The organism is Streptomyces sp. NPDC107538 (genome assembly GCF_055657445.1).
The window spans coordinates 219245-231713 of sequence record NZ_JBVKAY010000011.1; the positions used below are offsets into that span (position 1 = coordinate 219245).

Consider the following 12469-nt stretch of genomic DNA (forward strand, 5'->3'; position numbering starts at 1 on the left):
ACCCTTTACCGCTCTGAAAGCAGCGCTCCAGAGCTGTCAGTGCCCGTTGATAACGTGCTTCGTCCAGTCGTGGAATTCATGAAGGGACGGGGTACGTGCGGAATGTGGCATGCCATCAGGTCGGCGAGGAGCGGTTGGCCGAGGCGCTCGACGACATCCACGGGCGGGCCTACACGCGGTGGCACTCGCTGCGGTACGGCAGCATCTCGCCGGCGCTGATCCGGGCCATGGCGGACGAACTGCTCGACCATGTCGCCGCGCGAACGGTGACGGAGCCGGGGCTCGACGCCGCGGCCGGCACGGTCGCCGCCACCGCCGCGGAGTGTGTGCAGGGAGTGCTGAGCATCATGTGCTCCCCGGACGGGGACCAGGAACTCCGGTTCCCCCTCGTCGGGGAGCGGATCAGCACGGACCCGGACGACGACGAGTTCGGGGACGGGCCCATCACCTTCCGGGACGTCGTCCAGGAGGCGCCCACCGCGCGGACCTGGCTCGACATGTTCGAGTTGTGTGTCGTCAGCGGGCTTGTGTGGGACTGGGAGCGGGTCACCGGGCTGCTGCTGCGCGACGACTACGCGCCCGCCATCCGTGACGGCGTGCCTTACAACCGGTACACCTCCGTCTCCGACCCCGCCGACCTCGCCGCCATGGACGCCCTGTGCCTGTATCTCACCGAGGCGGCCGGGCACCTGCCCCGCGACTGGCCCACGGTTCCGCTGCGCAAGCCGGACGCGGGGGAGCGCGCGGAGGCGGCCCGGCGGCTCGACGAGGTCGGCGACGCGCTGAGCGCGGACCAGCGCCTGCTCCGCGTGCTCCTCGACGACGACAGGCACGCCTTCGAGGACGCCCTCGTCGCCCGGCTGGTCGCGTACCGGGAGAGCGTCGAGGCCGACGCCGGTGATCCCGCGCCCCGGTCCCTCCTCCCCCTCGGCACCCTCGCCCTGTCCTGCCTCGCCGTCCAGGTCCATGGGTGGGAACTCGGTGTCCGGTCCGGGTATCTGCCATACGGTCTGCTGGGATCGCCGGACGCGCCGCGCCGGGCGGCGGAGGGGAACCGGAACACCTTGGGCAGCTGGGCCGCCAAGTAGGCCACCCGGGGTGTGGTGGTGGGCCTGGAAGGACGGAAGACCGCGATGCCGGGCCGGGTGCCCTGGCGGACCTCGGGTTCGCCGACCTGAGCGGCGTCACGCGGCACCTTTATGATCTCAACGGTGAAGACCTGGACGGAGCAGCCTGCCAAACCCGACGTCGAGGCCATCGTCCGCCACTACGTCGAACTGCTCCGGGCGGGGAGGATCCCGGAGGCCGAACAACTCGTCGATCACGCACCGGTCCGGCACGTGCTCAAGTCACTCTGGACCGGCTCGCTCGGAGCGGGCTCCGGTGCGGACGACATGAGCGATGGCCTCGCCGACCACGAGTGGGAGCAGGATCTGTCCTGGCTCGGCGAACTCGGTCTCGGTGGCTTCAGCTGGGGGCACACCGGCAGCCATGTCTACGTGGAGGTCACCTACCGCGCGCGGACACTCGACGTGGCACTGGGCTTCTGGGTCAAGCCTGTCGACGCCGGCTGGGTCGTCTCCGGACCGGCCACCCTCTGGTAGGGCACGGCACACGAACGACTCGACGACCCGGTCCACCTGAAGTTCCCCGGCGGCTACGAGGACGCGGCCACCCGGGCCCTGTTCGAGCGGCTCGCGCCCCGTCAGGGACGGCGGTTCCGGCATCATTCCCGTGTGATGGTGATGCGACCCGTTCTGGAGATCGTCGCTGCCGACGGCTTCGCGCTCTGGCCGGTGGGCGAGCACGAGTCCTACGGCTACCTCGTGCTGGACGGGGGGTTGACTCCGGCGCAGGTCGGGACGGCGGTCAAGCGCATCGCCGACTGCAACGACTTCGAGCCGGAGGGCCGACACGGGCCGTACCCGACCGACCCGCTCGGCGCGTACCTGCACGGGCTGCTGACCATGCCCGACCTCTTCGCCGCCGGTGGGTTCCGGGTGACCGACGACACCACCGGCACCGTCTTCGTCGAGCCGGGCTGCTGCAACGGCCTGGAGACATGGCGGGACTGGCTGGAACTGTTCGACGGCACCGGCCGCGCCTGCTTCGGCCACGACCCGTCATCAATGGCCGAACGCGTCGGCGACACTGTCCGGTTGACGCTCGATGCCGACGCGCGGCACGGCAGCCCGGTGATCGAACTGCCGGTGGACGAAGTGCGCGCGCTCGTCACCGGCGCTCAGCGGGACCTGCGGGACTTCCTCGGCCTCGCCGCGGACTGGGCCGAGGCACAACTACCGGCGCACGCCGCCGCCGTCACCGCCGCCCTGGCCCGGGCGTTGGACCTGAGGCTCCCGGAGTGACCAGTTTCCCGACCCACCGGTCGCGCGCGTGGACAACGCCCGGCTCCCCCTCCACCGACGGCGCAGCGCGCTGCTCAGGTGCCTGACCGCATCCTCCTCCGGGGCGCCCGCAGACCGATGGCCGACCCAAACCGACCCCAGACCGCGCAAGCCGCGCCGGCTCCTCCCGACCGATCGCGGGAGGTTCCCCGTCGACTTTGCCCGCGCGGCGATGAGTCCGCCGGTTCCCACAGGTCTACCTTTCGACCGGGACGACCCTCTCATCGGGAGCACACCATGGGCCTCATCCACATCGAACTGTTCGCGACCCTCGACCTCGTCGGGCAGGCGCCCGGCGGCCCCGACGAGGACCCGGCCGGGTTCCCGTTCGGCGGCTGGCAGGCACCCCTGCTGGACGAGGTCGCCGGGGCACAGATCGGTGCCGCGTACGAGGGCACGGACGCCCTCCTGCTCGGCCGGCGGACGTACGACATCTTCGCCGCCTACTGGCCGCACCAGAAGGGCGGCGAGGACGGCGAGATCGCCACCCTGTTCAACCGTGTCCCGAAGTACGTGGCCTCCCGGGGCAGGCCCGACCTCTCGTGGGCGGGGTCCACACAGCTCGGCCCGGATCTGGCCGCGGCGGTACGCGAGATCCGTGACCGGCACGAGCATGTGAAGGTCGTCGGGAGCCTGGACCTGGTGCAGAGCCTCCTGCGCGAGAAGCTCTTCGACCGCCTCGACCTCTGGGTCCACCCGATCGTGCTCGGGGTCGGGAAGAAGGTGTTCGACGGCGGCGAGGTGCCCACGAACCTGACGCTCCTCGAACCACCGGCGGCCGGCCCGAAAGGCGCCGTCTTTCTGCGCTACGGGCTCGCCGACGGCACGCCCGGCACAGGTGACATGAGCGCACCTGATCGCGGCGTCGGGCACGCCGACTGAAGCCGGGCCGCCGCTGACCCGGGAGCTGCTCCGGATGCGAAGAGGTTCCGAGGGAGAGGGGTCAAGTGACGGTCCAGTCGCGCAGTTGGCGCGCGATCCGGGCTACGCCGAGTGTTCCGGAGGCCGCGTCGCGGACGAGGGCGACGGCTGCCTTGGGCGGGTAGTCGAGTGCGCGGGAGTTGAGGATCAGGTAGGCCTCGGTCGCGTGCCAGGCGAAGGCTTCGTTGGAGTGTTCCAGGCACGGCAGCTTCGCCAGGGTCTGCAGGAGCGCGGCGGCCTTGAGGTACAGGGATCCGTAGATGTCGCGCTCCAACGCCCTGGCGTTGACCCGGGCGACAGCGGCGTAGAGCGGTCCGTAGTCGTCGACCTGTGGGTCACCGGCGAGCAGCTCGGCGGCGTGCAGCAGGAACGTGACGTCGAGCGGAACGGGTTCCGGCTGGGTCACGCGGCGTGACCCCGCTCCTGCTGATCAAGTTCCTGCCGTGCCCGCTGCTCGGCCGCCCGCTGCTCCGCGCTGGGATCCACGGTGCCGGGCTCGGCCGCGAAAGCCGCGCCGCTGCGGGCCATGGAGGCACTGAAGCCCTCCAGGAACCGCCGCTCCACCGCGGTAGCGCGGTCGTAGGCCGCCGAGAGGATGTACTCCTGCATGCTGACCCCGGCCTGCTTCGCGGCCGCCGCGATGGCGGCCCGCTGGTCAGGGTCGGGGAAGCGCAGACTCATGGCTTTGGGATCCGACATGGTATCCACGGTACCAGTGATACCGCCTGAGGGCCCAAGCCCACCGACACCGCGGCTGCATCCCGACCGGCACGGGTGCGCCGCGAACGCCGGCGAGGCCGACGAGTCTTCGCCCGGCTCCCGACGGCGGTCGGCTGTCGTGGGTGCGTCACGCCGGTTCGACGGGAAGCCACAGTTCACAGGTCGCGGTGGTGAAATCGTCCGCGCGGTCGAGGATCGCGACGATCGAGGGGCCCGGCCGCAGCCGCCACGGGTTGGAGGGGAACCACTCGGTCGCGGTGGCCGCCCACGTCGTCTGCAGGGCCTGCGGATGCGGTCCGCTGGTACGGAAGACCGCCCACATCCCGGCCGGTACCTCGATGGCGTCGAGTCCGTCCGGGAGCGGCGTGTCCCGGGTGAGGGCGACCCCGTGCAGGTAGGTCAGTTCGCTGCCCTCCCTGGCGTCGGGGTCGAGGTCGTCGCTGACCTGCAGCAGACCCTTGGGTTCGGTGTCGCTGAGGGACTTGAGCCGCACATGCTCCTGCGGCGGCAGCGCGGCGATGTGCTCCTGGATGTGCGGGTTGACGCCCTGATGGATGAGCGGGACCCGGGTGGCGTGTCCGGCCAGCCGGAACGCTGGGCGGTCGACGAGGCGGGTGTCCATGGGGATGCTCCCTTCGACGGTCAGGCGGAACCTGATCTGCGGTTGTGTGCGCAAGGGGCCTCCGTCACGGCGCACATCGCCGGGACCGGCCCCGTGGACCGACCTGAACGCGCGTCCGAACGCCTCGCTCGAGCCGTATCCGTACCGGACGGCGATGCTCAGCAGATCCCGTTCGCCCCGGACGACGTCGGCGGCGGCCACGGTCATGCGCCGCCGTCGCACGTACTCCGACAGCGGCATACCGGCCAGCGACGAGAACATCCGACGCAGGTGGTACTCGGTCGTGCCGAGCGCCCCGGCCAGCCCGTCGACGTCGAGCTCCTCGGACAGGTGCTCCTCGACCAGATCGACGAGTCGGTTGAGTGCCGAGATCATGAGGCCTCCCTTTTCGGCTCCCACTCTGGCAGCGGGCCACCTGGCCGTTCCCGATCGCTGCGGTCCGATCCGATCTGGCCGCACCCACCCGTGGACGGACCCGGAACCGTGACCGGGCAGCGTAGTCGGCCCCCTGCGGGCGGGCGGCCTGCGCGCAGCGGAGAGGGTTAGTTAGACCCTTGACGGTCAAGGTTCTTATTAATAAGGTCCCAGCACATGGCCGCGGGACAGCGGACCCGGCCGGCCGGAAGGGGCGGGCGTATGACCGGCGGCAACAGCGGCCATGTGGACACGGACGCGGACGTGGACGTGGCGGTCGTGGGCCTCGGTCCCGTCGGTGCCACGGCGGCAAACCTCGCGCACGATCTCGGTCTCCGGGTGGTCGCGTTCGATCGGGCCACGGAGGTCGAGCCCCGCCCGCGTGCCATCGGCTTCGACCAGGAAGTGATGCGCGTCTTCGCCGGCTTCGGCCTGGCCGACGCGATCGCGGACCATGTCATGCCCTACCGTCCGTCCGAGTACCACAACGGCGACGGCCGGGTCATCAAACGCATCCACGCGGCACCGCCGCCCCACCCCCTCGGCTGGGAGCCCAACTACGTCTTCCTGCAACCCCAGGTGGAAGGCGTCCTGCGGCAGCGCCTGGCGCGGGCGGACGGCGTCGACGTACGCCTCGGCACCGAGGTGACGGAGGTACGCCTCGACAGTGACGGAGCCGTGGTCGAGGCGGTCGACGCGACCGGACGGCGGCAGGCGCTGCGGGCCCGGTACGTGCTGGCCTGCGACGGCGGCGGCAGCCCTCTGCGCAAGCGCCTGGGACTGCGCATGGACGACCTGGGGTTCGACCAGCCGTGGCTGGTGGTCGACCTGCGTCTGCGTACCGGTGCGGGGGCCGAACTGCCCACGACCAACGTCCAGTTCTGCGAGACCGCACGGCCGAGCACCTTCATCGTCGGACCGGGGAACCACCGCCGGTGGGAGTTCATGATCAACCCCGATGAGCGCCCCGAGGACGTCTCCGACCCGGAGTTCATCCGTGCCCTGCTGTCCCGCTGGCTCGCCCCCGAGGACTACGACCTGTGGCGCGCGGCCACGTACCGGTTCCACGCGCTCGTCCTGGGGCAGTGGCGGGTGCGACGGCTGTTCTTCCTCGGCGACGCGGCGCACATGACCCCGCCGTTCCTCGCCCAGGGCATGTGCCAGGGCATACGCGACGCCTCCAACCTGATGTGGAAACTCGCCCTGCGGCTACGGGGAGGCGCCGCGGACTCCCTGCTCGACACCTACCAGCAGGAGCGCGCGCCGCATGTGCGCCAAGTGACGCTCACGACCAAGGAGTTCGGGCGGCTCATCTGCGAGCGCGATGAGGCCACCGCGGCCAAGCGCGACGCCGATCTACTGGCGGAGCTGGCGGCGGAGCCGGAGGGAACCATCCGTCAGTCCCTGATCCCCGGGCTTCGAACGGGGTTCCTGGCCCCGGAGGGCTTCCCCGCCCGCGGTGACCTCCTGCCACAGCCGACAGTGACCGACGAGCGGGCCCGTACCGGGCTGCTGGACGAGTTCACCGGAAGCACCTTCCGCCTGGTCGTCCGCCACGACGCGGATGCCACGACGGCCGAGTCCGCGCTGCGCGCTCACCGGGCCGACGGGGGCTTTCCCGTACGCCTGGTCCGCCTCGCCCGCCCCACCCACCCCGTCCACCCCGCCCGCCCCGTGCATCCGGGGAACGACGCCGTACCGAGCGGGCGCCACGAGTTCCGCGAGGAACACCCCGTCCTGGACGGCTGGATGCGCGGCAGGTCCTGCGAAGCGGTTCTGGCCCGTCCCGACCACTATGTGTTCGGCGGCGTCCGTTCCACGAGCGACCTCGACAGGCTCCTCGCCTCCGCCCGCCGGCAACTGGAGGGCATCCCCGCGGACGCCACGATGCGACGCGATGCCGGCCGGTGAAGGCCGGTGAAGGTGGTCGCCTGGCCGGACCTCTCCGAGGGTCGGCTTCGAGGACGACCTTTGGAACTCGACCGCGATCCGCCTGGTGCCCGGCTCGCACTGGGTGACCATACGGCTGGAGTGCGACTCCGACATCGATCTGCTCATGACCCTCGTGAGCGCGGCTCTCAAGGCCCACCAGGCGTGGCCGGCCTCGGACCGGGTCTCCCTGACGCGCTGCGACGGTCAGCGCAGCACGGTGCTGGAGCCTTGCTCCCCAGGCTGAGCTGTGGCTGACTGGTACCGGTGCTGAGGGGGAGTCATGGGTAGCTGGGTCGTGGTGGCGCAGTACTCCTACGGTGAGTCGTACAGAACCGAGTTCATCTGGCGTGGGCAGGAGACGAAGGACGAGGCGTTGAAGGCGCTCCGGGCCGCCGTCCACACGTATGTGCCGAGCAAGAGCATCATCGAGAAGTGGCGTCAGGTGTACCGCTCCGCCGACCAGGAGACGTACCTGGTGGTGATCAAGGGCAAGCTGACGCAGTGGGAGTGCACCCTGCGCGTCATGGAGCTGGTCTCGGACTCGACCGACCTGACCGCGGCCGAGCGGGCGCAGCTGAAGCACGGCGCGGGAGACATCGCCGACGGGCCACAGGACCGGATCCCGCCCGGCTTTTGAACGGCGAGTCATCCCCCTCTGGTCAACCGCCGCGCGGCAGCGCGCCGAAGCCGGAGAGCGGGGCGCGGGCCTGACGGCCCGGCATCTGGTGGACCGAGGGCCGCCTCCCCTCCCACGCTCGTCCGATCGGTCGGATCTTCCGATGGTCGCGCTGGGCGAGGCAGGGCCAGGGTTATCAATGGCGTCACCGCACCATCCATGAGCATCAACCTCAGGAGCCACGTGATGCGCCCCATCAGAGCAACCTGTCTTGGCACGGCCGGCGCGCTGGTCACCCTTCTCGCCTGCGCCCCTGTCGCGGGCGCCGCGACCGACACCGAAACGACCCACGCCAAGGGCAGGGACAAGGGCAAGGTCATCACCCTCATCGGCCGGCTCGCCGAGCAGACGCGCTTCCCCGTCAACCCCGGTGGCCGCCCGGCCCAGGGCGATCGGACCGTCTTCCGCTCGGACCTGTTCGACCTGAAGGGCAAGAAGGTCGGCGAGACCGGCGGCACCTGCGACACCACCCGGGTCAGCAACGGGGGAGCGGAGGTCTGCGTCGTGACCTACACCCTCCCGGGCGGCCAGCTCTCCGTGCAGGGCATGGTCTTCGGCATGCTCAACCCGGGCCCTCCCCCTTCGTTCGACAACGGGATCACCGGTGGTACCGGCGTATACGACCGGGCTCGCGGCTCGGTCCACGCCGACACGATCGCTCCGGGCACCAGGCGCTTCACGATCGACCTCGACTGACTACCCCGGCCCGACTGACCGACCGGGCCCGGCCCCCACTTGCTGACATCAGGTGGGGGCCTTTTGCGTGACGCGACTCCCACTCATTGGAGGGGCGGCCTTGCCGGGGCCGCCCCTCTCAAATCGTGTGCGGACGAAAACGGAGACGGCCGGGGAGCGTTGAGCGGCTATCTTCGTCGGCATGTCTGTCGACCTCGTGGGCACGATGCACACCCCCGTACCCCTGGACGGGCTCGTCGCCACGACCCGGGAGACGTTGACGCGGTTGCTCGGTCTGCCCTCGGTCCCCGTCATCGACGTGATCACCGACCGCGGATTCGACCAGGGACGCCTCGTCGACCCGGGCAGACGCCTCGGGCACCGGGAGCTGGGCACCGTGCTGGTCGGCGTGTGCAGCGGCGAGTCCTCGCCGGACGCGGCGCGGAGCGGGGGAGCGGCCCCCGGTGCCTCCCCGAGCGGGCGCGACTTCGCCTTCCGCGTCGCCGGTTCGGGAGACACGGTCGGCCTGATCGAGTGGGACCCCTGCGCGCTGATGGACCAGCCGGCTCGGCAGGGGCACCGTGAACCGGTGGAAGCGGTGTTCAGTCCCGCGCGGACGTGTGTCGGCGTCGTGACCGCGACGGCCCTCGCGCTGGCCGCGGCGAGCCTGGGTGGTGGCGAGTTCGACGCCGAGATCTCCATGCTGGAACCGCCTGAGCCGGACCCCGCGCGCATGATCGAGCTCACGCGGCTGTCCGACCGAGGCGACGACCTCGCCGCACAATGTGAGCGCTTCATGCGTCAGTTCACCCGGCTGAACGGCTGGCCCCGGGATGTGCGGCTGCCGTACCCGGCACGACGCACCTCCTGAGCCGCGAGGACGACGGACGGCTCACCGCCCGTCGTCTGCCGCGTCGTTGCCGCCCGGCGGCAATCTCGGCCCACCGACCGGCGATTGAGCGCACCGGCCCCGTATCCACCCCGTACTCCTGGGGCATGGGTCAACAAGTGGGCACAGCAATGACAGGGAAGAGAGAGGGAAGAGAGGCAGAGGATGGTCCAAGCGGAACCCGAACCCCAGAGCATCGGCGTCCCGGCCGAGTCCACCGCGGGCGAGACGAGGGTCGCGGCGACGCCGGCCACCGTCGGCAGACTCGTCGCACTCGGGTACGACGTGGTGGTCGAACCGGGGGCGGGGGCGTCGTCCCGCTTCTCCGACGCGGCCTACGAGGAGGCCGGCGCCCGGCTCGGCGACCCGTGGGCGGCGCAGATCGTGCTCAAGGTCAACGGCCCCTCCACCGAGGAGATGGGCCGGCTGCGCGACGGGGCGACACTGATCGCGCTGATCAGCCCGGCACTCAACCCGGAACTGGTCGAGGAACTGGCCAGGCGGCCGATCACCGTCCTCGCCATGGACGCCGTGCCGCGTATCTCCCGGGCCCAGTCGCTGGACGTCCTCAGTTCTATGGCGAACATCGCCGGATACCGGGCCGTCGTCGAGGCCGCGCACGCCTTCGGGCGGTTCTTCACCGGCCAGGTGACCGCCGCAGGCAAGGTGCCGCCCGCCAAGGTCCTGGTGGCCGGCGCCGGGGTCGCCGGGCTCGCGGCGATCGGCGCGGCCCGCAGCCTCGGCGCCGTGGTCCGCGCCACCGACCCCCGGCCCGAGGTCGCCGAGCAGGTCCGTTCCCTGGGCGGCGAGTTCCTCTCCGTCTCCGCCGAGCAGGATGTCAGCACCGACGGCTACGCCAAGGCCACCTCGGACGACTACAACCGGCTCGCCGAGCGGCTGTACGCGGAACAGGCCGCCGACGTCGACATCATCATCACCACCGCGCTCATCCCGGGCCGCCCGGCACCGAGGCTCATCACGGCCGCCGACGTCGCCCGTATGAAGCCCGGCAGCGTGATCGTCGACATGGCGGCCGCCCAGGGCGGCAACGTCGAGGGAACGGTGGCCGGCAAGGCCGTCGTCACCGACAACGACGTGACGATCATCGGCTACACCGACCTGCCCGGCCGCCTCCCCGCCCAGGCCTCCCAGCTCTACGGCACCAACCTCGTCAACCTGATGAAGCTGCTCACCCCCGGCAAGGACGGCCGGCTCGTCCTCGACTTCGACGACGTCGTGCAGCGCTCGATGACCGTGGTCCGCGACGGAGAGAAGACCTGGCCCCCGCCCCCGGTACAGGTGTCCGCCGCGCCGGCCCCCGAAGCGGCGCCGGAACCCGCGACCCCGTCCCCCTCCCCAGCGGCGGCGAAGCCCGCACGCCCGGCGCGGTCCGCGTACGCCCTCGTCGGCGCGGGAGCGCTCGCCCTGTTCCTGGTGACCGCGTTCTCGCCGAGCGAACTCATCGGCCACTTCACGGTGTTCGTGCTGGCGATCGTCATCGGCTTCTACGTTATCGGCCAGGTGCATCACGCGCTGCACACCCCGCTGATGTCGGTCACCAACGCCATCTCCGGGATCGTCGTGGTCGGCGCACTGCTGCAGATCGGGCAGGGCAACACCGCCGTCACCGTGCTGTCGTTCGCCGCGATCCTGCTGGCGAGCATCAACATCTTCGGCGGATTCGCCGTCACCCGCCGCATGCTCGGCATGTTCTCGAAGGGCTGATCAGGGATGACCACCGTCACCGCCGCAGAAGCCGCCTACGTCGTCGCCGCGTTGCTGTTCATCCTCAGCCTCGCGGGGCTCTCCCAGCACCGGACCTCCCGCTCGGGAGTCGTCTGGGGCATCGCGGGCATGGTCATCGCCCTGGCCGCCACCGTCGGCCTCGCCTCCCGCAGCATCACCGCCACCGGACTCGTACTGATCGCCGTCGCCACGGCCCTCGGCGCGGGCATCGGACTGTGGCGCGCCCGGGTCGTCGAGATGACCGGCATGCCCGAGCTGATCGCCATCATGCACAGCCTCGTCGGCCTCGCCGCCGCGTTCGTCGGCTGGAACGGCTACCTCGACGTCGACGCCGAACTCACCGGCTCGCTGCTGGGCATCCACCACGCCGAGGTGTTCATCGGCGTGTTCATCGGCGCCGTCACCTTCACCGGCTCCGTCGTCGCGTACCTGAAGCTGTCGGCACGGATCGACTCCCGCCCCCTCACGCTGCCCGGCAAGCACATCCTCAACGTGGGCGCCCTCGTCGCCTTCGTCGCGCTCACCGTCGCCTTCGTGGCCCGCCCCGGCATGGGCCTGCTCATCGCCGTCACCGTCATCGCGCTCGCCCTCGGCGCGCACCTGGTCGCCTCCATCGGCGGCGGGGACATGCCGGTGGTCGTCTCCATGCTCAACAGCTACTCCGGCTGGGCCGCGGCGGCCTCCGGTTTCCTCCTCGCCAACAACCTGCTCATCGTCACCGGCGCACTCGTCGGCTCCTCCGGCGCCTACCTCTCGTACATCATGTGCAAGGCGATGAACCGCTCCTTCCTCTCGGTGATCGCGGGCGGCTTCGGCACCCCGGCGGCCGCCGACGACGGCGAGCAGGGCGAACACCGGGAGATCGACGCCGAGGAGACCGCGGAACTCCTGCGCGACGCCACCTCGGTGATCATCACGCCCGGCTACGGCATGGCGGTCGCCCAGGCCCAGTACCCGGTGGCCGAGCTGGCCCGCAAGCTGCGCGAGCGCGGTGTCGAGGTGCGCTTCGGCATCCACCCCGTCGCCGGCCGGCTGCCCGGCCATATGAACGTGCTGCTCGCCGAGGCCAACGTGCCCTACGACATCGTCCTCGAAATGGACGAGATCAACGACGACTTCCCCGCCACCACGGTCGTCCTCGTCATCGGAGCCAACGACACCGTCAACCCGGCCGCCATCGACAACCCGGCCAGTCCCATCGCCGGCATGCCCGTGCTGCACGTGTGGGAAGCCGCCCACGTCGTGGTCTTCAAGCGGTCCATGGCGGTCGGCTACGCGGGCGTCCAGAACCCGCTGTTCTTCCGCGAGAACACCCACATGCTCTTCGGCGACGCCAAGCAACGGGTGGACGACATCCTGCGCGGCCTCGACGCCCTCGACGCACCGGTACCGGAGATGGCCGGCACGTCACGCTGAACCGCAAGGGGCGACGCGTGGCCCGGACGGTACGCCGTCCGGGCCACGGAGCG

14 protein-coding genes are annotated in these 12469 nt (G+C 70.8%); 11 read left to right on the forward strand and 3 right to left on the reverse strand.

Going from position 1 to position 12469, the window contains the following annotated elements; all coding sequences use genetic code 11:
* The first annotated feature begins 95 nt into the window (after positions 1 to 95).
* The 4 genes from ACZ7MG_RS32320 to ACZ7MG_RS32335 all read left to right on the forward strand — a co-directional run bounded on the left by ACZ7MG_RS32320 (position 96) and on the right by ACZ7MG_RS32335 (position 3287).
* Complete coding sequence (locus tag ACZ7MG_RS32320) at positions 96 to 1088, forward strand: immunity 49 family protein (protein WP_471381593.1); 993 nt, start codon at positions 96 to 98, stop codon at positions 1086 to 1088.
* Positions 1089 to 1211: 123 nt separating this feature from the next.
* Positions 1212 to 1604 (forward strand): hypothetical protein, encoded by a 393-nt coding sequence (locus ACZ7MG_RS32325; RefSeq protein WP_471381596.1) that lies wholly within the window; start codon positions 1212 to 1214, stop codon positions 1602 to 1604.
* Between the two features lie 135 nt (positions 1605 to 1739).
* Positions 1740 to 2366 (forward strand): hypothetical protein, encoded by a 627-nt coding sequence (locus tag ACZ7MG_RS32330; protein ID WP_471381761.1) that lies wholly within the window; start codon positions 1740 to 1742, stop codon positions 2364 to 2366.
* A gap of 276 nt (positions 2367 to 2642) precedes the next feature.
* Positions 2643 to 3287 carry a dihydrofolate reductase family protein gene (locus tag ACZ7MG_RS32335; RefSeq protein ID WP_471381599.1) on the forward strand — a complete coding sequence of 215 codons (645 nt, stop codon included), beginning with the start codon at positions 2643 to 2645 and terminating at the stop codon, positions 3285 to 3287.
* Positions 3288 to 3348: 61 nt separating this feature from the next.
* Here ACZ7MG_RS32335 and ACZ7MG_RS32340 read toward each other — a convergent pair whose 3' ends face one another.
* The 3 genes from ACZ7MG_RS32340 to ACZ7MG_RS32350 all read right to left on the reverse strand — a co-directional run bounded on the left by ACZ7MG_RS32340 (position 3349) and on the right by ACZ7MG_RS32350 (position 5043).
* On the reverse strand, positions 3349 to 3732 hold the full coding sequence (locus tag ACZ7MG_RS32340) for a fic family toxin-antitoxin system, toxin component (protein ID WP_471381602.1): 384 nt from the start codon (positions 3730 to 3732) through the stop codon (positions 3349 to 3351).
* Positions 3729 to 4025, reverse strand: a complete 297-nt coding sequence (locus tag ACZ7MG_RS32345; protein ID WP_471381604.1) for a type II toxin -antitoxin system TacA 1-like antitoxin — start codon at positions 4023 to 4025, stop codon at positions 3729 to 3731. Before ACZ7MG_RS32345 ends, ACZ7MG_RS32340 begins: the two co-directional genes overlap by 4 nt.
* 148 nt (positions 4026 to 4173) lie before the next feature.
* Positions 4174 to 5043 carry an AraC family transcriptional regulator gene (locus ACZ7MG_RS32350; RefSeq protein ID WP_471381605.1) on the reverse strand — a complete coding sequence of 290 codons (870 nt, stop codon included), beginning with the start codon at positions 5041 to 5043 and terminating at the stop codon, positions 4174 to 4176.
* 261 nt (positions 5044 to 5304) lie between these two features.
* On the opposite strand from ACZ7MG_RS32350, the gene ACZ7MG_RS32355 reads away from it, so the two are divergent.
* From ACZ7MG_RS32355 to pntB, 7 genes are all read left to right on the forward strand, one after another.
* Positions 5305 to 6993: a bifunctional 3-(3-hydroxy-phenyl)propionate/3-hydroxycinnamic acid hydroxylase gene (locus tag ACZ7MG_RS32355; protein WP_471381608.1), complete on the forward strand. Its 1689-nt coding sequence runs from the start codon at positions 5305 to 5307 to the stop codon at positions 6991 to 6993.
* A gap of 82 nt (positions 6994 to 7075) precedes the next feature.
* A complete protein-coding gene (locus ACZ7MG_RS32360; RefSeq protein ID WP_471381763.1) occupies positions 7076 to 7258 on the forward strand; it encodes a luciferase domain-containing protein in 183 nt (60 codons plus the stop codon).
* A 36-nt stretch (positions 7259 to 7294) separates the two neighbouring features.
* Positions 7295 to 7651: a hypothetical protein gene (locus ACZ7MG_RS32365; RefSeq protein WP_471381611.1), complete on the forward strand. Its 357-nt coding sequence runs from the start codon at positions 7295 to 7297 to the stop codon at positions 7649 to 7651.
* 225 nt (positions 7652 to 7876) lie between these two features.
* Positions 7877 to 8386, forward strand: a complete 510-nt coding sequence (locus tag ACZ7MG_RS32370; protein ID WP_471381614.1) for an allene oxide cyclase barrel-like domain-containing protein — start codon at positions 7877 to 7879, stop codon at positions 8384 to 8386.
* Positions 8387 to 8567: 181 nt separating this feature from the next.
* A complete protein-coding gene (locus tag ACZ7MG_RS32375; protein WP_471381616.1) occupies positions 8568 to 9236 on the forward strand; it encodes a hypothetical protein in 669 nt (222 codons plus the stop codon).
* A 183-nt stretch (positions 9237 to 9419) separates the two neighbouring features.
* The gene (locus tag ACZ7MG_RS32380) at positions 9420 to 10979 is read left to right on the forward strand and encodes a Re/Si-specific NAD(P)(+) transhydrogenase subunit alpha (RefSeq protein ID WP_471381617.1); all 1560 of its coding nucleotides are present in this window, start codon (positions 9420 to 9422) and stop codon (positions 10977 to 10979) included.
* Between the two features lie 6 nt (positions 10980 to 10985).
* Positions 10986 to 12416, forward strand: coding sequence for a Re/Si-specific NAD(P)(+) transhydrogenase subunit beta (gene pntB / locus ACZ7MG_RS32385; protein WP_471381618.1), 1431 nt, complete (start codon positions 10986 to 10988; stop codon positions 12414 to 12416).
* The last annotated feature ends 53 nt before the right edge of the window (positions 12417 to 12469 follow it).